The sequence below is a fragment of the Bacillus niameyensis genome, assembly GCF_001375535.1.
In the GTDB taxonomy this organism is placed as follows: domain Bacteria; phylum Bacillota; class Bacilli; order Bacillales; family Bacillaceae_C; genus Lederbergia; species Lederbergia niameyensis.
Map to the genome: position 1 here is coordinate 3,135,895 of NZ_LN831197.1, position 18,334 is coordinate 3,154,228.

Annotated in this window: 15 protein-coding genes; 11 read left to right on the forward strand and 4 right to left on the reverse strand. The window is 38.5% G+C overall.

Annotation, left to right across the window (positions count from 1 at the left end; translation table 11 throughout):
* The 4 genes from BN1243_RS14825 (at position 1) to hprK (ending at position 5,267) form a co-directional block, all read left to right on the forward strand.
* On the forward strand, positions 1–717 hold the full coding sequence (locus tag BN1243_RS14825; protein ID WP_062108039.1) for a sulfite exporter TauE/SafE family protein: 717 nt from the start codon (positions 1–3) through the stop codon (positions 715–717).
* 30 nt (positions 718–747) lie between these two features.
* Positions 748–2,043 carry a branched-chain amino acid transport system II carrier protein gene (gene brnQ, locus BN1243_RS14830; protein ID WP_062108041.1) on the forward strand — a complete coding sequence of 432 codons (1,296 nt, stop codon included), beginning with the start codon at positions 748–750 and terminating at the stop codon, positions 2,041–2,043.
* A gap of 648 nt (positions 2,044–2,691) precedes the next feature.
* On the forward strand, positions 2,692–4,194 hold the full coding sequence (locus BN1243_RS14835) for an LTA synthase family protein (RefSeq protein ID WP_230200213.1): 1,503 nt from the start codon (positions 2,692–2,694) through the stop codon (positions 4,192–4,194).
* 137 nt (positions 4,195–4,331) lie between these two features.
* On the forward strand, positions 4,332–5,267 hold the full coding sequence (gene hprK, locus BN1243_RS14840; RefSeq protein ID WP_062108045.1) for an HPr(Ser) kinase/phosphatase: 936 nt from the start codon (positions 4,332–4,334) through the stop codon (positions 5,265–5,267).
* A gap of 359 nt (positions 5,268–5,626) precedes the next feature.
* On the opposite strand, the gene BN1243_RS14845 is transcribed toward hprK, so the two are convergent.
* Positions 5,627–6,130 carry a YndM family protein gene (locus BN1243_RS14845; protein WP_062108047.1) on the reverse strand — a complete coding sequence of 168 codons (504 nt, stop codon included), beginning with the start codon at positions 6,128–6,130 and terminating at the stop codon, positions 5,627–5,629.
* Positions 6,131–6,307: 177 nt separating this feature from the next.
* On the opposite strand from BN1243_RS14845, the gene BN1243_RS14850 reads away from it, so the two are divergent.
* Entirely contained in the window at positions 6,308–6,820 is a 513-nt protein-coding gene (locus BN1243_RS14850) for a DUF3231 family protein (RefSeq protein ID WP_062108048.1), read from the forward strand.
* Positions 6,821–6,894: 74 nt separating this feature from the next.
* Here the strand turns inward: BN1243_RS14850 and BN1243_RS14855 are convergent, their stop codons facing one another.
* The gene (locus tag BN1243_RS14855; protein WP_062108051.1) at positions 6,895–8,853 is read right to left on the reverse strand and encodes an alpha-amylase family protein; all 1,959 of its coding nucleotides are present in this window, start codon (positions 8,851–8,853) and stop codon (positions 6,895–6,897) included.
* 162 nt (positions 8,854–9,015) lie between these two features.
* Between BN1243_RS14855 and BN1243_RS14860 the strand changes: the two genes are divergently transcribed.
* From BN1243_RS14860 to BN1243_RS14885, 6 genes are all read left to right on the forward strand, one after another.
* Positions 9,016–9,900: a helix-turn-helix domain-containing protein gene (locus BN1243_RS14860; RefSeq protein ID WP_062108053.1), complete on the forward strand. Its 885-nt coding sequence runs from the start codon at positions 9,016–9,018 to the stop codon at positions 9,898–9,900.
* Between the two features lie 125 nt (positions 9,901–10,025).
* Positions 10,026–12,557, forward strand: a complete 2,532-nt coding sequence (locus tag BN1243_RS14865) for a beta-mannosidase (protein ID WP_062108055.1) — start codon at positions 10,026–10,028, stop codon at positions 12,555–12,557.
* Between the two features lie 234 nt (positions 12,558–12,791).
* Positions 12,792–14,048, forward strand: a complete 1,257-nt coding sequence (locus BN1243_RS14870) for a M20/M25/M40 family metallo-hydrolase (protein ID WP_062110658.1) — start codon at positions 12,792–12,794, stop codon at positions 14,046–14,048.
* 15 nt (positions 14,049–14,063) lie between these two features.
* Complete coding sequence (locus BN1243_RS14875; protein WP_062108057.1) at positions 14,064–14,852, forward strand: DUF3100 domain-containing protein; 789 nt, start codon at positions 14,064–14,066, stop codon at positions 14,850–14,852.
* Complete coding sequence (locus BN1243_RS14880; RefSeq protein ID WP_062108059.1) at positions 14,852–15,337, forward strand: hypothetical protein; 486 nt, start codon at positions 14,852–14,854, stop codon at positions 15,335–15,337. Before BN1243_RS14875 ends, BN1243_RS14880 begins: the two co-directional genes overlap by 1 nt.
* Positions 15,338–15,469: 132 nt before the next feature.
* The gene (locus BN1243_RS14885; RefSeq protein WP_062108061.1) at positions 15,470–16,000 is read left to right on the forward strand and encodes a nitroreductase family protein; all 531 of its coding nucleotides are present in this window, start codon (positions 15,470–15,472) and stop codon (positions 15,998–16,000) included.
* Between the two features lie 196 nt (positions 16,001–16,196).
* Here the strand turns inward: BN1243_RS14885 and BN1243_RS14890 are convergent, their stop codons facing one another.
* Positions 16,197–17,291, reverse strand: coding sequence for an iron-containing alcohol dehydrogenase family protein (locus BN1243_RS14890; protein WP_062108063.1), 1,095 nt, complete (start codon positions 17,289–17,291; stop codon positions 16,197–16,199).
* A gap of 225 nt (positions 17,292–17,516) precedes the next feature.
* Positions 17,517–18,332, reverse strand: coding sequence for a MetQ/NlpA family ABC transporter substrate-binding protein (locus tag BN1243_RS14895; protein WP_062108065.1), 816 nt, complete (start codon positions 18,330–18,332; stop codon positions 17,517–17,519).
* Positions 18,333–18,334 lie beyond the last annotated feature (2 nt).

Below are 18,334 nucleotides of genomic sequence, written 5' to 3' on the forward strand. Positions count from 1 at the left end.
TTGGATATTATTATTTTTGTTTTTATTGTCTTGTTGGCGTCCGTTTTACAAACAAGTACTGGTTTTGGCTTTTCCATATTGGCAACTCCTTTTTTACTCTTGCTTTTTGAACCAAGAGAAGCTATTCAAATAAACTTGATTTTGTCTTTAATCATTTCTCTTGCTTTAATAAGTAAAATTAGGAAGGATATTGACTTTGGTATACTGAAGCGGTTTGTGATTGGCAGTATTATCGGCTTGCCGTTCGGGATTGCTCTTTTCAAAATTTTAGATATCGATAAGTTGAAGTTTGGGATTAGTCTCATCATTTTAATGTTGACACTTTTGCTCATATTTAAGTTTCGGATGAATCAAACAAAAGGGCGCGATTTGCTTGTTGGGGGAATATCTGGGTCATTAACGACTAGCATAGGGATGCCCGGTCCGCCACTGTTGCTTTATTTTTCCGGAACAGATACACAAAAAGAAACATTGCGCGGGACGACATTAGCTTTTTATTTATTTATCTATCTAGTCAGTTTGTTGATCCAAGTTCTTTTTGCGGGAACAAATCAAATTGTCTGGATATCAAGTGGTTTAGCGATACCGATTGTTTTTCTTGGCCTGTTTCTCGGTCAAATTCTTTTTAAATTCATTAATCAAGGGATTTTTCGTCTGTTTACATATGCGATTTTATTATTTACAGGGATTTATCTCTTACTCGAAAGTTGGAAATAATATTTTTTGGGGTAAGTTTGGAGGATTGTAATGGAAAAGAAACTACCAATGAAAGAGGTTCTTGCTTTAGGCTTTTTTATGTTTGCCTTATTTCTAGGAGCTGGGAACATTATATTCCCGCCATTACTTGGACAGCAAGCTGGTCAATCGTTATGGGCAGCTGTTTTGGGATTTTTAGTGACCGGAGTTGGATTACCCCTATTAGCTGTTATCACTATTTCTGTCCAAGGCGATTTAGATGAGCTATCAAAAAAGGTTCATCCTGTGTTCTTAGCAGTGTTTCCGATTATTATTTATTTAACAATCGGCCCCTTTTTTGGTATACCACGTACTGCAACAGTCGTTTATGAAATAGGGGTGCTCCCATTTCTTACTGAAGAAAGTAAACTCAGTTTGTTTATTGCAACACTTATCTTTTTTTTGCTAACCTTTTGGCTTTCACTAAATCCTGCAAAATTGGTAGATCGGATCGGAAAGTTGATTACGCCGGTCTTATTTATTTTAATTGTAGTTATTGCTATAAGAGCTTTTGTATGGCCTATTGAAAGTATCGGTATCGCAACAGGTACGTATATAGAACAAGCTTTTTCTAGTGGTTTCCTCGAGGGCTTTCTAACAATGGATGCGATAGCAGCTCTTGTTTTCGGACTTGTCATCATTAATCGAATTCAGGAAATGGGAGTAAGGGCAAAAGCGGATATACGGTCTTATACGATTAAGGCGGGGATTCTCGCGGGGATCGGCTTATCATTTGTCTATATTACACTCTCTTATATTGGAGCGACCAGCGTACATGCGGTTGGGTACCAGGATAATGGCGGAACCATTTTAGCGGTCGTCACTTCCATACTTTTCGGTCCGCTTGGTACGATTCTTTTGGCACTCGTCATTATCGGTGCATGTCTAACAACCTCGATTGGATTGGTATCAGCATGTGGGGAATTTTTAACGAAACGATTCACTAAACTTTCCTATCCTCTTGTTATCGGAATGGTTTGCCTCTTTAGTTTTGTCATGTCTAATATGGGATTAAGCCAGTTAATTTCTGTTTCTTTACCTGTCCTTATAATGATCTATCCCGTCGCGATTGTACTCATAATACTATCTTTATTCCATTCGCTGCCAAGCTCAGTTTACATCGGAGCCATTATTGGTGCTGGACTAATTAGTATATACGATGGTTTAAAAGAGGCAGGCTTCGAGCATGAATTAATATCGAACGCTTTTTCATATTTACCCTTGTTCGAACATGGGGTAGGTTGGTTACTGCCGAGCATCGTTGGTGGGTTGCTAGGATTTCTTATTGCAAAAAATAAAAATGTTTAATGGAAATAGGGTAGAGAGCATTGTGTTCTCTACCCTATTTAATTTTAAAAAAATTCCTACAAGGTGTAACGAAATACAATATGATTCGTCAAATATGATAAGCAATCTGTCGGGGTGGAACATGTAAACTAAAGTTCACCAGTAAGAGTGAACAGCAAGGTGAAAGGATCTGAGTGTATGAAAAAGAAAGCGAGGATGGGATTCTTCCTTCTGTATATTGTGATTTCCGTTTTGTTTATGGATCTTGTTTTCAGACTAGCTACATTAGGTGATCCCTTTTCGATGAATGTTATTATACCGTTTTTATTTTTGGGTGCGCTCACATTTATATTTCTCTTTATTTTATGTTTTTTTACAGGGACGATAAGATTTATTTTCTCCTTTATTTTCCTCGGAATTGTGGCGTTTATCTATTCGTCGCAATTGTTATATTTTAAGGCGTTTCGGACGTATTATAGCGTTTATTCCCTAGGAAATGGAGCTCAAATCGCCGAATTTTGGCAAGATATTGTAGACCTTTTGATAAAGCATTCCATTTGGATTGTTTGTTTATTTTTCCCGGTCCTGTTCTTTATAGCTTTTGGCAAGATTATGTTCACGTTTGAGAAAATAAAGTGGAATAAGAGATTGATTTTTGCTTTCTGTATTATGCTTTTTTACGCGGCAGGAATGGGAAGTATTTACGCAGGAGCAAGAGATCAACATTCGGCATATGATTTATATTTTAAGAGTAGCTATCCACTTTTATCCGTTGAACGGTTAGGTTTATTTACAACTATGCGTTTAGATTTACAAAGGCATATTTTAAAATGGTCACCTAAGGTAGACGTTCCAGTTATAGTTGAACATGAGGAGTCTAATGAAAAGCCAGACCCGGAGATTGATTTAGAGGATGAAGAAGGCGAAGACATAGCGGCCGAAGAACAAATAATGGATATTGATTTTACTCAATTAATGGCTAATGAGAATAATCAAGAAATTCAACAAATGCATCAGTATTTTGAAAATGTTGAACCGACTCTAAAAAATGAATACACAGGGAAATATAAGGGGTACAACGTTATTCTGCTTACAGCTGAAGGTTTTTCTCCTTATGCTATTCATCCAGAAGTGACGCCAACTTTATATAAATTAGCTAATGAAGGCTATCAATTTACAAATTTTTATACACCGCTTTGGGAAGTGAGTACATCTGATGGTGAATATGTAGCACTACAAGGTTTAATTCCAAAAAGTGGCGTATGGAGCTTCCAACAGTCAGGATCCAATTATCTCCCTTTTGTATTGGGCAATCAAATGAAGAAGTTAGACTATGCAACAAGAGCTTATCACAATCATACTTACACATATTACGGGCGTGACACATCCCATCCGAATTTAGGATATGAGTATAAGGGGCTTGGGAATGGGCTCCAAGTGCAAGAAACATGGCCAGAATCAGATTTGGAAATGATGGAGGAGACGATACCAGAATACATTGAAGACCAGCCGTTTCATACGTATTATATGACGGTTAGTGGTCATATGCAGTATTCCTTTACTGGGAATTATATCGCATGGAAAAATAAAAAATATGTGGAGAATTTACCATATTCGGATCAGGCAAAGGCCTATATAGCCACACAGGTGGAACTGGATAGGGCGTTAGAGTATTTAATAGCTGAGCTAGAGAAGGCCGGGATTGCAGAGAAGACTTTGATTGCTTTAAGTGCAGATCATTATCCATATGGACTTGACGATGAAACGATTGATGAACTTGTTGGACATAAGGTTGAAAAGAACTTCGAGCTTTATAAAAGTACTTTTATCCTTTACACAAAAGGAATGGAACCCGAGATTATTACAAAGCCTGCTTCAAGCTTAGACATTTTACCGACTCTTTCTAATTTGCTTGGGCTTGAGTACGATTCGAGGCTTTTGATGGGAAAAGATATTTTTTCCGATTCGGATCCACTCGTGTTATTTCTAAATAGAAGTTTTATAACAGATAAGGGAAGCTATAATGCAGAAACGAAGGAGTTCGTTGCCACGAATGATACCGAACCTGGGCAGGATTATATAGACTACATGTCATCTGTTGTTCAAGCGAAGTTTTATTACTCTACGAAAATACTAGAAAATGATTATTATAGTAAGGTATTTGGAGAATAAGACGGCGAGGGCATGGTTGCTCTCGCCTTTATAAATGATACTGAATTGTAACAATGATTAGGCAGGATTCATGATAAAATGTATAGAAAAACTTAGGAATATTGCGAAGAAGATAAGGACGGAGAGTGTAATCCATTTTGAAATCCATATTGGTTGAATCTTTGATTCGTCGATTTTCTCTAGAAGTTCTTGCAGGAGATAATCAATTACAGCGAACAATTACAAAATCGCAAACATATCGTCCAGGTCTTGAATTTATTGGATATTTTGACTTTTTCCCAATGGAACATGTTCAAGTACTTGGCGAAAAAGAAATTACTTACTTACATAATTTAAGTCATGATGAACGTAAATTACGAATCGGGAATATCGTCAGTTATCACCCTCCTTGTTTTATAGTGACGGATGGTTTGGAAGGGTTGCAATATTTAACTCGTTATTGTGAAGAAGAAAAAATTCCGTTATTACGAACGAATGAAAGAGAATATGAATTTGTTGCCAAAGTAGATGCCTTTTTAACGAAATCTCTCGCACCTGAAATTGCCATCCATGGAGTATGTCTAAATGTTTCGGGACTTGGTATTTTACTTCGTGGAAATTCTGGTGTTGGTAAAAGTGAAACAGCTCACACATTAATTGGTCGAGGGCATCGATTAATCGCGGATGATATTGTTGTATTAAAGAAACTTAGCCCTGAGACGCTACTTGGTACACATAATGATACGAATCGGGAATTTCTTGCCTTGCGCAGTATTGGTCTGTTAAATGTTGTCAGGCTCTATGGGCGAAAAGCTTTTCAGGAAGAAACGAGAATTGCTTTAGATATTAAATTGACGAAATGGCAAGGTAGTGCCCTTAATAATGAATTGGAAGTAGAGCCTGATTATAAAGATTATATGGGGGTTCGAATACCCCATATTGAAATTCAACTTCAGCCGGGGCGGGATGTTGCGGGGTTAATTGAAGCAGCGGCCAATAACTGGTTACTCATGCAGCAAGGCTATAGTGCTGCAGAGGAATTCTTAAAAAGGATTGAACCAGAGATGAACGATTCTGGGAAAAGTAAATGTTAAACGAGATGGGGCTGCCCTATAAGTCCCTCGAATAAAGCAAGAGGAGAAAAATGACACTGTTTTTGTATATGGTGCTTTGATATCAAGCGCTAATTGATGACCAAAATCCTAGCCCGAATCCAAAAATGGTACTCATACGCGATGAAGCCCTCTTATCATGGCCCGTTGACCGAGTTTATCGATGTATATGGTCCATGATGGAGGCTGGATTTAAAAATCGTATTTTTGTTTCTAATTTAGAACATTGTCTTAACGGATTTTTTAACACTGAGCCATGCCTGCGGAAATAGGTGCAGCCAAAAAGGGAAGTGATCTTCCACTTTTTGGACAGCTCCAGCTCGTTTTCCTTATTAAGTTCGTTATTTATCTTCTGAATCGAGATGAACTTCATCATTTATGTTGGAAGGTTGATAATCATCAATGTCTTCCTTTTCATCATCTAAATGAGGCATTGATAGTTCTTCAGAAGCCTCAGTTTGATACTGTAAGGTTCTTGGACGCGTCTCAGTTAGTCTGTCCTCACTTAAAACGTTATCAACCATATATTTATGAAAAAACCATTCGAAAATGGTTGTACCAATAGCGGCGATTAAAGACATCGTTAATAATGGGAACCCATCCGTAAGAGCTGCACTTAAAAACCAAATCACGATAAATGAAAGGCCAAAGTCAGCCATTGAAGCAATTGAGTTGTTTGTTCTAGGGAGTAGGAGCAAATCACCCATAATATAAGAGGCGACTCCTAATATTAACGTAATTAGAAATACGTTTCCAAAACTCATTCCGTAGAACATCCCAAGAATGACGTATAAAAGGACGAGGCTTGAAACGAATTTTATTGTCATTGCTTTTACATGGTCCATTCTATATCAACTCCTCCTTTCGTTTTATTGTGTGTATAATTGACTGCCCTATTCAGGTTTTAAATGGATATACGATCACAATATTCCGGTTAGTAATTATGAATTGAACTATGAAATCGCGGTATGCTAATGATGTGCATTAGAATGCGCAAAATTTTATAGATAATGGGGGCTATTATGGGAATTCTAACTGGGAATCCAAAGTATGAACCGATGCATTATGGAGAGGTTTTTGGGGTTTGGTCTTCTCTAACAGCAGCCAAAGGAATGATCGCTTGTTATCAGACACATATCAATCATACAGGTGACGATGACCTTAAGGATTTGCTTGAGGAAGCAGTGAAGATGAAACAACAAGAAGTTAAGCAGATGGAAACTTTGCTGAAAGATAATGGTGTTGGACTGCCACCTACACCCCCAGAAAGACCAAAAACGAACTTAGAAGATATTCCAGTTGGAGCACGGTTTATGGACCAAGAAATAGCAGCCTCTTTATCAGCAGATATTGCAGCAGGGCTAGTCGCTTGCAGCACGATCATTGGTGAATCTTTGCGAGAAGATATTGCGATGATGTTTGGACAGATGCACACACAGAAAATGGCGTTCGGTGCAAAAGTTCTTCGATTGTTAAAGGAGAAAGGCTGGATCATCATACCACCTCTTCATAAACCTCCATTAGAGGATTGTTAGGGTATAAATTGACGTTCTAATATAAAACAACAGACCAAATGCTTGTAAATTGGTCTGTTGTTTTCGCGAATTTTTTAATATTCCAAAACTACCATTTGGTGACAATTCAGTTGAGGAAGACTGTACGTTATTTGATCCCCTTCTTGGTTGTATGCGATGTCCGTCATTTCAGGAGCCAAATAAACTCTTTTAATGGCCTTCGACGTTTTCAAATTTACTTTAATATTGTATAACGGAATGATATCTTCGATCACCTCGACTCCATCACCTCGTTTTACTGGTGAAGCATAAAGAAGATGGTTGATGAAGCGGTTTTCACTTTCCTGATGTTGGATCGTTGTAATACCTTGAGCTGGCAGAGTAGTATGAATCGTTTTCTGCTCCCCAAGTAGACGATTAAGGGCGTAAAGAACGGTTTCTTTCAAAATGAGACTACCCTTTGTCGCATACTCATCAAATATTTTCCAAGCAATGTAAATGCCGTCGGGCCCCTCTACCATACCAGGTCCACCATTTTCTTTAGAATTTGGGGTATGCTGGTGGGAGCAGAAAGAAAATACATCGCGATTAAAATAGGAGTTCTCTCTTCTTCCTAATTCTTCACCGCCATTTAGTTCAATCTTCTCTCCTTGAGAATAAAAAACAAATGCGGTCGGTTCAAAACTCCCGTAACGATATAAAGGTCGATAATAATCGGGTCTATTTTGGTTCTCGCTAATCCATGAAGCTCCAAAATCAATACTAAACTGTCCTGCACTATTTATCCCGGATTTCCCTGTAGCGAGCACTTTCCCACCTAAGGCTACATATTTTTTCAACTTCGCCTCTAATTCTGGTGAAGTAACAATATGATCTGGTAAAATGATCACTTTATATCGTGAAAAATTGGATTCTAAGTCTAAAACATCAAAAAGTATCTTGCCTTCTAATAATATCCTTACAGCTCCAGCATCAGTTACCCCTGAATTATAGTTATTTAAACCTTGCTCTTCCACTGCCTCTAATGAGAGTAAACCAACATCGGCAACATTTGTTACATTTATACACCAAGGTTCCTTTTTTGCTATTTGGCTATACGCTTCTCCGATAAGTGAATATGTGGACTCATCCATTAATCCATCTGGGTGAAGCTGATCACCTATGGAACAACGTGCTCCGTTAGCAATGCTTAGCGCGGTTTCATAGCGTAATGCATTAGGGTGCTTGAACCCACCAAATTCTCCCCATGTCGTATGAAATTTCCCTGTCATTCCCAAATAATCTAAACCAATGGGTTGTGCATAGCGAGCAGATACAGGGAAGTGATCATAACCCCAGCCGCCAGTTGGGAGAGATTCTAATTCTAAATGGGTATTTACATGTAAAAGATCCCTCCTGCCTCTGCGTACATGTCCACTATTATGAAATATTGGCATATCAGGCTTAATGCTATGAATGCGCTCTCTTACTTTTGTAGTGTAATTTTGGAATGTTTTTTCTCCTAACTGTATGACAGATTGTTCATCACGTGGATCTTTACCTTTACTTCTTAATTCACTAACGCAATATTGACAATAACATTTGCGGACTCCGACAATATCAAGGAAGATCCCATCTGCGTCATAATTTTGAACAACTTCTTCTATTTGATCTAGAAGAATATCCAAATAAGGAGTATTCATACAGAATTCATGATAGCCTGGTACCATAAATCCTCCCCCGGCCTTGTCTTCTCGGTTTCTTATTAACCACTCTGGATGCCTTCTCGCCAATTTCTCATCAAATCCAGCGGAAATATACACGGGTGTACGAACATTAATTTCATGAGCAGCTTCAATCATTGCACCAAGTAAATCGAATTCAAGTCCTGGATGCATTTCATTTTTTTCAGAAGGATGGTAGGCCCAACCATGGTGACATTTTGAGAAAACTGTGATGGAGTCTATACATCCTTTTTTTAACATACTTTGAAACTGATCCTTGGAAAAATTAGATCCTATTCCATCAATCTTTTCGGATGTGTGAAAATCTAAATGCACTTGTCTAAATCGCATATTTTAGATACCCCTTCTTTAAGTAATTGTAGATCTCCATTTATTATAGGAATATATAAGACTGACAAAATAGAAGATTCTAGATTTTATATAGCACAAAATCGACTATTTTATGATATAGTCTGGATATATTAATTTAAACGGTTTCATTGGAGGCGTAGCATGAAACTAATTCAACTTTCGATTCCACCATTACCACAATTTATTACGATAGGTCATGCGGTTTGGGCTAAAGGTGAGCAACATTTGGAAAGGTGTTTTAATGTTTTTGATATGCTCCTAGTTATGAAGGGAGAACTTTATATGAAGGAGGATGACCAACTTTATACTATTAGCAAAAATAAGATGCTTGTGCTTGAGCCCGGGCATACACATGTAGGTTTTAAACCTTGCGAAGAGGAAACTGAAATATATTGGATTCACTTTTATCATCCGCTGCCAACTTCAAGGATAGAATATAATGAAATTTCTTGGTCAACTCCGCTACCAGTTGGTACAGATCAAGATAGAGTGCCTAGCAAACAACGTATGTTTATTCCGAAATGGGCTACAATTGATCCAGCGCCCTTTTTACCTATTCTTGAGGAGATGTTAATTGTTCAGAATAAGTTAAATGAAGGCAACGCATTATTGTTGCAAAGCTTAATGATCCAGTTATTTACACACATACAAAATTGGCTTCAGCATGGTGTACAAGGAGAAACAAGCATTTCACGATCTCTCATGCTAAGTCATCAAATTGAAGACTACTTACGACGAAACATTGGCAAGCCGTTTCAGTTAAAACAGCTTGAAAAAGAATTTCATTTTAATACCGAGTATTTGTCTCGATGTCTTAAAAAACATACCGGTAAGACGCCCCTTCAATATTTACAGTTCCTTCGTATTGAAGAAGCTAAAAAGATGCTTATTTATACTGACGAATCCATATCCCAAATTTGTGTCAATCTAGGGGTGGATAATTATAATTATTTTATCAGGCTATTTCGAACTCAAGTCGGAATGACACCAGGACAATATAGAAAGGTAAATAGTGGATTCTTATAGTAGTTTGGCAAGCTATATTCAAGAAATTCGCAATCTGGAGGAACGGTTATCCTCTTATCATTAGTATATTTTTTAAAAAGTCGATATAATAGAACCGTTTACAGGAATTTACGAGGGGGAGAAAAATGACGGACAGCATGTTGATTTCAGAGGGTTGGCGCTTTAAACAGAATGACTCTGAGGAGTGGCTCCTTGCCAAGGTGCCTGGCTGTGTACATACAGATTTATTGGCCAATCAAAAAATCTCCGATCCTTTTTATGGGAAAGATGAGTTGGATGTACAATGGATTGACAAAAAAGATTGGGAATATGAAACTACTTTCGATCTTTCGGAGGATCTTTTTAATAACGAGAATTTGGAAATTATCTTTGACGGGTTAGATACCTATGCAGATGTTTATCTAAACGGTCAACAAATCTTGTCGGCTTATAATATGTTTCGCATCTGGAAGGCGGATATTAAACCATACGCTAAATTAAAGGATAACCAATTACGAGTATATTTCCGTTCACCTATTCAAGAAGATCTCCCTAAATTAGAGGCGCTTGGTTATGATCTTCCAGCAGGAAATGACCACTCTGAAGATGGTGGCTTAGGCGAAAAGCGGATTAGTGTGTTTGCTCGAAAAGCGCCTTACCACTATGGATGGGATTGGGGTCCAAGGTTTGTTACGAGCGGAATTTGGAAAGACGTTCGCATTGAAGGCTGGACAGGAGTTCGAATTACAGATTTATTCATTCAGCAAAAAGAAGTTACGGCTGAAAAGGCAATAGTAAAAGCAGTAATTGAAGTTGAAGCTGATCAAGATTGGAAAGGTTCTTTGCTTTTATCTGCTGAAGGGCTGCAATTGGAGAAAGAAGTTCAAATTCAAAAAGGTTCTCATTCACTAGAGTGGGATTTTCAAATCGACAATCCTAAACTTTGGTGGTCTCGCGGACTTGGTGAACAAAACTTTTATCACTTTTTGGCGAAATTTGTTGAAAATAAGGAAGTTTTGGCAGAGAAATCAGTGCGAACTGGATTGCGCTCCATTCGTGTAGTACGGGAGAAAGACGAAGTTGGGAAAGGTTTTTACTTTGAATTGAATGGCGTACCAGTTTTTGCTAAAGGTGCCAACCATATTCCGAATGATAGTTTTGTAACCGACATCACGTATGAAAGATATCGCCATGAGATTGCTAGTGCCGCAGAATCGAATATGAATATGTTGCGTGTCTGGGGTGGCGGAATTTACGAATATGATGAGTTCTATGATTTATGTGATGAATATGGGATTTTGGTTTGGCAAGATTTCATGTTTGCTTGCAGTATGTACCCTGGGGATAAGGACTTTATTGAAAACGTGAGGGTTGAAGCCCAAGATAATATAAAGCGTTTGAGAAATCACCCATCTATTGCGCTATGGTGTGGAAATAATGAAATGGATTATGCATGGGCACAATATGTAGAAAAGCGTGGCTGGGGTTGGAAACAGCAATATTCTGCAGAAATTCGCGAGAAGATTTGGTATGAGTATGAGGAAATCTTCCATCACATGTTACCAGAAGCCATCAACCAATTTGCCCCGAAAATGGATTATTGGCCATCATCTCCTATGAGTGAGCTGACAGGAGATGATCGACAACATTCAAGCACCACGAGCGGCGATATGCATTATTGGGGAGTGTGGCACGAAGCCAAGCCATTTGAGGATTATAAAAAAGTGATTGGACGTTTCATGAGTGAATATGGCTTTCAGTCATTCCCTGAGTTGAAAACGGTTAGAACTTATGCGCAAGAAGAGGATCTAGAGCTAGAGTCAGATGTTATGCTCCATCACCAAAAAAATGGGCGTGGAAATCAGCTTATTAAAGAATACATGGACATGTATTATAAGGAACCGAAGGACTTTCCTTCATTCTTGTACATGAGTCATATTCAACAGGCAGATGCGATTAAAATGGCGATCGAGGCACATAGAACAAGAAAGCCATACTGTATGGGAACACTGTATTGGCAAATGAACGATTGTTGGCCAGTCGCTTCATGGTCAAGTATGGATTACTACGGCCGTTGGAAGGCATTGCAATATACTGCGAAAAGAAGTTATCGTGATGTGATGCTTGCCATTGATGGAACAGAGGAAAAGCTAGATTTTTATATTGTTTCGGATCTACTCGAAGAGGTTACAGGAACGTTATTTGTAAAATTGTATGATTTAGATGGGAAATTGTTAGAAGAGATAAGTAAGGACGTTGCCATTGGGGGCAACACATCTGCAATCGTCAAATCTATCCTTGTTGGGGATTTATTGAAAGACTATGAAGCAAATAATGTTGTTCTTTATGCGACGCTTGAAAAAGATGGCTATGTTATGGATGATAAAGAGCACTATTTTGTATCAATGAAGGACATTCAACTTACTACACCGGAAATTTCATGGAGAGAGATCGAAGGCAGTGGAGGATCTGAATTTATTTTAGAGACTAATGTGTTAGCAAAAAATGTGTGGATTGATGCAGAAGTAGAAGGAGTTTTCTCAGATAACTATTTTGATTTACTCCCAGGTATTCCGAAGAAGGTTACTTTCTATGCCCGTAGTAATGGCGAGTCTGCTTTCGTACCTAGTCAACCAGATAAAGTGGAGATTACCTCCATGGCAAATTACGTAAAATAATTTTTCTGAGAAGGTTCAGTCATTTTGGCTGAACCTTTTCACTTGGAAAAATCGACATAATTCGGGGCGTGCCAGGCACCTGTTTGAACGTAGATATTGCCAAATCGAATGATTCGTATCTTGTATCAATATAACGTTCGTCTTTTATCGAAGAAATTTGTCGAAAATAGTAGAAAACCATTTTATTATTAGTGTTTTTGTAGTAAGATGATAAAGTACTTTAAGGAGGAATTCATTATGTTTAAAGAACAATATGATGAAATCAAAGAAATGGCCGAAACGATTTTTAATAATCCGGAGTTAGGATATAAAGAACAGAAGACAAAGAAAACTGTAGTTGACTTTCTGAAAAGTGTGAATCCAGAGATTGAACTAGAAGAGTTTAGTACGACAGGGTTGAAGACAAGTTTAGGTGATGGAAAGGAATTAAAGGTTGCCTTTATTGCTGAACTGGACGCGGTTTACGCCCCAACCCATAGAAATGCAGATTCTGATACGGGAGCAGCTCATAATTGCGGGCATTATACACAGGTAGCTATCGCTTTATCCCTTTATAAGTATCTATTTCAGTCGAAGATGTTTGAATCTTTTGATTACCAACTTGTATTTGTTTTTGTACCAGCGGAGGAATATTTGGATCTCACTTATCGGGACAAGTTGTTGAAGGATGGCGTAATTTCTTATTACGGTGGAAAGCCAGAAGCAATGAAGCTAGGTGTATTCGATGATATCGATTGTGCGATCTGTGTCCATGCCATTGGTGGCGAATTTGAAAAGCGGACGATTGATATTAATACAGCATTGGCCGGATTCCTTTATAAATATTACGAATTTACTGGAAAGGCAACACATGCAGGCTTCGACCCATTTTCCTCCAAAAATGCATATAGCATGTCTACACTCTTTAATGTCGCGATTGGATTAGCTAGACAGCAGTTTAAAGATAGTGAAATGGTGCGCGTCAATCCAATTGTAATGGACTCGGACATGTCAACGAATGTAATTCCGAACAGAATTGTCGTTGGAACAGATTTGAGAGCACAATCAGTTGAGTATATAAAAGAGGCAACTAAAAGAATTGACGATGCTGCTAAAGGAAGTGCCATGGCGCTTCAAGGGGAAGTGAATATTACGACGAAAATGGGCTATCTACCATTCAAGCAACATCGTTATCTGTCTGAGTTTGTGAGAGAAACTTTTCAGGAGAATGATCGTATTGATGTTCTGCTTGACAATAATGCCATAAGTGCTGGCGGAGATATTGGTGACTTATCATTTATGATTCCTTGCATTCAAATAGGGCATAGCGGGTTTACTGGAACGATTCATGGCGATGACTTCATTGATGTTGATCCCGAATTTTTGTTCGAGATTTTTCCGGAGTTTTTATCCGAAGTATTAGTAAAATTGAGTGGAAGGATCGATAAGTCGAAACTGTATAAAAGATCTTTTTCTGAATATGAAAAATTAATTCAGTCTATTGTGGACTAATGGGAGAGTGTATGGATGAAACGGAATTTTATTTTTTTACTAATTTTTGTCTTGATTGTCATCATGATAGCTGAATTCATAGGCTTTCAGACGATCCCTCTTGGAAAATTTAATATAGGGTTATTGCCGTTAGTTTTTGCTATTTTGATTACGATGATACTGGGAATTGGGTTATTTAGAAAAGGTATTTTCAAGAAAGTATATAGTAAAGAGAATGTCAATTTTGCTAGTACGTATTTGATTTTTATTATGTTGCCATTAATGGCACGCTATGGTGCAGATGTTGCGCCGAAATTGCAAGAAATTTTAAGTATTGGCTGGGTATTTTTAATTCAGGAAATCGGAAATCTTGGTACGGTTGTTTTGGGTCTGCCAATTGCTCTCTTAATCGGGCTAAGACGGGAGGCAATCGGAGCTACACTTGGGATTGGTCGTGAAGGAGAACTTGCCTATATTTCTGAGAAATACACTTTAGAATCACCAGAAGGTAGGGGTGTTCTATCTCTTTATATTATTGGAACTCTATTTGGCGCGATTTTCTTTAGCGTCTTTGCACCAATTTTATTGGATTTGGGATTCCGCGTTGAAGCGCTCGCCATGGCGTCTGGGGTTGGATCGAGCAGTATGATGACTGCCGCTTCTTCTACTTTGGTTGCGAGAATGCCTGAGATGGGAGAGACAATCAGAGCATATGCGTCAGCCAGTCAATTATTAACGAGTTTCCTAGGAACTTTTACAATGGTCTTTTTGGCTGCTCCGCTACAAAAATTTATGTATAGACTTATGGTGAGAGGTGAGAAATAATGTCCTTGTTATCCAATAAATATATTAAATTTAGTTTAATTCTTCTTTTAAGTGTGTCACTGATCTTATTTACACAAGGGATCAAGTTGTTGAAGAATCCCGATTCTACAGAAATTTCAATGATGACGATTGCTGGATTGACTGTACTCTGGGCTTTTTCAATGATCGGCATTGCAATATCGGATTTAGCGCAAAAAACACCAGTAAAAGTTATTCGTGATTTTCCAGTTTTAGGCTGGGTATCGATCACCTCTCTTGTGCTATGCATGACTTCTGACTTTTTTGTCAAAGCGATCGCTGCGGTAGATTTCCTTTCAATAACAACACCTATTTTGACATTTGCCGGAATCTCAGTTGCAGATCGACTAGTTGATTTGCGGAAAACATCTTGGAAGGTTGCGATTGTTGCAGTGTTTGTTTTTACCGGAACATATGTAGGAAGTGCTTTGCTGTCACAGTTAGGTCTATATTTGTCAGGGAAATAAGATAATTGAAGGAATTCCAAGTGCATATATTTGATTAAGAAAACTATGTTACTTGACTTAAATCCAAGATGTTAGGTAGGATTTGTCTAAGTAGTAGTTGAACGTTTCAAATATTATCTAAGGAGGCCCTATATGTCAGTTTTGGACGTAATTCGCTCAAGGAGAGAGATTACAAGTTTTATTAATAAAAAGATTCCGAATGAGTTACTTGGAGAGATTGTAGACGCCGCTTATTATGCTCCATCAGGAAATAACTTACTTTCTAGGGAATTTGTTGTTATTGAAGATCGAGAAAAGTTGGATCACTTAGAGAAAACGACACCTTTCATGAAGTGGATGTCCAGTGCACAAGCTGCCATTGTTATAACGGGTCGACCTGATGTAAGTAAATACTGGTTGCAAGATGCATCGATTGCTTGTGCATTTATCTGGTTAACGGCTGCTGACTTAGGTGTAGGCGTTGGTTTTGGAGCTGTCTATCATTCTGAAGATGCTGAAGAGTCAAGAGTTCGGGAAACGCATGTACGCGAAGCTTTAAATATTCCAGCTGACCGACGAGTAGTCGCTGTATTAGGTCTCGGGTTCCCGGCAGAAAATCCAAAGGAAAAAAAGATGCTTGATCGGGATGAGACAGTGTTTTACGGAGGATTTGGAGAGGTATAACAGAATAATATTGGGTATGTAAGGTTCATACAAAAAGAGCTTGGATCGAAACCAAGCTCTTTTTTAGCCTTCATAACTATATACCCTCGTCAATAGATATTTATCACTTATTGTTTTATTTTTATCGTTATATTCCTATCTCATAAACAATTAAAAGGCGCTCAGAAGATTACTTCTGAGCGTCATTGTACATCACTTATTCGACAAAATTCGGGGTGTGCCAGGCACCTTCGAGAGTTCGGATAGCACTCGCGACTTCTTCTGCCGTGACACCGCTATCCTTCATTAGGTGAATCGATTCGTTCGGGCGGACAGTTTGTTCGGCAATTGCATTAACCCACTTTTCTGCTATTCCGAGATCCTGCAATCGTTTTGGTAAACCAAGTTTGTCGTAAAATTCTCCGTAAAGTTTTACATCTTCAAACTTTCCTTCTAAGACAAGTTGTACTAAGATGCCATAGGCTACTTTATTTCCGTGCAAAATGGAGTGAGATTCGGGTACAATGGTTAATCCATTATGAACAGAATGGGCTCCCGCAATCCGGCCATATTGGTCACCAAACCCACCGACCATTCCGCCAATCATGATAATCGTCTCAACCACACGAATAAAGTTATCTGTAACTTCCTTTTCCGTAGCAGCCTTGACAGCAGCCTCTCCATGCATAAGCATTTCATCCGCACATAGTTTTGCCGTGTCATAAGCAATCTTAACTGGCATAGACATGGCGGGCAGTTGACTAATGATAACATCCGCTTCCACCCACTTTGCCAACGTATCACCAATTCCTGCAATAAGTATTGAAACAGGAGCATTGACGAGAATGCGAGGTTCAATTAATAATAGGTCGATACTAGATGGATATATTTCATAGTGGGTCATGGCGCCTTCTTCATTATAGATAACACTGAGTGGCGTCCACGGCGCACAGTTCGAAGCGAGTGTCGGTATCAACACTTTTTTAATATTACAAAGGTGGGCTGCTCCTTTTACCGTATCAAGCACTTTCCCGCCACCAACTCCAATAATCGCATCAGCTTCGAATTCATTTGCGAAGTTAGCAAGTCTATTCATTTCTTCCAATGTGCATTCCCCGCCGTATTCGACATGCTCGCTTTGGATTGATGTGAAGGTTGGGAAAAAGGAGTTTGCGGCATTCCAAGATTTCTTGCCTGTAACAAGTAAAACACGGTGGATATTTCTTTCGAGTAAGCGTTCTTCCAATTTATCTAGAACGCCTATTTTACAAATGTATTCAGCAGGGGCACCGCGAACAATGATCTCCTCCATATGTGCAACATCTCCTATTTAGAAATAAGTATCTGCTATAAAAAGGTAACTTAAAAAAATAATGATGGAAGTCAAAAGAATAACAGCCAAACTTGAAAAATTATCTATACAAGTCAAAAGAATAATCCCAGACTCGAAAGAATAACGATGGCACTCAAAAAATTAGCCATCAAACTTGCGTAATTCGACAAAATTCGGGGCGTGCCAGGCACGCCCCGAATCTAGTTATTTCATCCATTCTGGCTTTCCGAAGCCTTCGAATTGTTCGTCAATGATTTTTTCGAATTCAGCAGATTTGACGATTTCTACAAGGTCTTTCGCTAATTGTGAGTCTTCGTTATCAGCTTTAACTGCTACGACGTTACGATATTGGTCAGGCATATTTTCAAGAGCTAAAGCGTCTAGTAAATTCATGTCAGCAGCTAACGCGAAGTTTCCTGGGACTGCGGCTAGATCAGTTCCTTCTACAGCTCTTGGTAAAGCACCTGCTTCCATTGGCTGGAACTTCAAATTCTTAACATTTGTCACGACATCTTTCTCCGAAGCTTTTAGTTCTTCCGCATTTGGATCTAATTCAATAAGGCCTTGATCTTTCAAAACTAAGAATGCACGAGCGGCATTGGATGGGTCGTTTGGAATGGCGATCGTAGCGCCGTCCTCAATTTCCTCGATTGATTTAAATTTATTTGAGTAAATCCCCATCGGTGCTGTTGGAACGGTAATCAAAGCAGATAAATCCATTTCATTTTCTTTTTCAAAATTCTCAAGGTAAATCGTATGTTGGAATAAGTTTGCATCAATAGTATCTGTGTTTAACGCATTGTTTGGCTGAATATAGTCACTGAACTCTTGAACTTCTACTTTATAGCCCTTTTTCTCGAGCTCCGGCTTGATCGCCTTGTTTAACATATCACTATAAGGTCCTGGAGTTGCTCCCAGTTTAACTGACTTTTCATCTTGTTTATCCCCACTTTTATCTCCACAAGCAGCTAAAGCTACAACAAGTCCTAAAGCTAAAATACCGAGTAAAAACTTTTTCATTA

Coding starts and splice junctions, on each gene's coding strand:
- brnQ (WP_062108041.1), top strand. CDS start 748: ATGGAAAAGAAACTACCAATGAAAGAGGTTCTTGCTTTAGGCTTTTTT.
- BN1243_RS14835 (WP_230200213.1), top strand. CDS start 2,692: ATGCTTTTTTACGCGGCAGGAATGGGAAGTATTTACGCAGGAGCAAGA.
- BN1243_RS14845 (WP_062108047.1), bottom strand. CDS start 6,130: ATGGACCATGTAAAAGCAATGACAATAAAATTCGTTTCAAGCCTCGTC.
- BN1243_RS14850 (WP_062108048.1), top strand. CDS start 6,308: ATGGGAATTCTAACTGGGAATCCAAAGTATGAACCGATGCATTATGGA.
- BN1243_RS14855 (WP_062108051.1), bottom strand. CDS start 8,853: ATGCGATTTAGACAAGTGCATTTAGATTTTCACACATCCGAAAAGATT.
- BN1243_RS14860 (WP_062108053.1), top strand. CDS start 9,016: ATGAAACTAATTCAACTTTCGATTCCACCATTACCACAATTTATTACG.
- BN1243_RS14865 (WP_062108055.1), top strand. CDS start 10,026: ATGACGGACAGCATGTTGATTTCAGAGGGTTGGCGCTTTAAACAGAAT.
- BN1243_RS14875 (WP_062108057.1), top strand. CDS start 14,064: ATGAAACGGAATTTTATTTTTTTACTAATTTTTGTCTTGATTGTCATC.
- BN1243_RS14880 (WP_062108059.1), top strand. CDS start 14,852: ATGTCCTTGTTATCCAATAAATATATTAAATTTAGTTTAATTCTTCTT.
- BN1243_RS14885 (WP_062108061.1), top strand. CDS start 15,470: ATGTCAGTTTTGGACGTAATTCGCTCAAGGAGAGAGATTACAAGTTTT.
- BN1243_RS14890 (WP_062108063.1), bottom strand. CDS start 17,291: ATGGAGGAGATCATTGTTCGCGGTGCCCCTGCTGAATACATTTGTAAA.
- BN1243_RS14895 (WP_062108065.1), bottom strand. CDS start 18,332: ATGAAAAAGTTTTTACTCGGTATTTTAGCTTTAGGACTTGTTGTAGCT.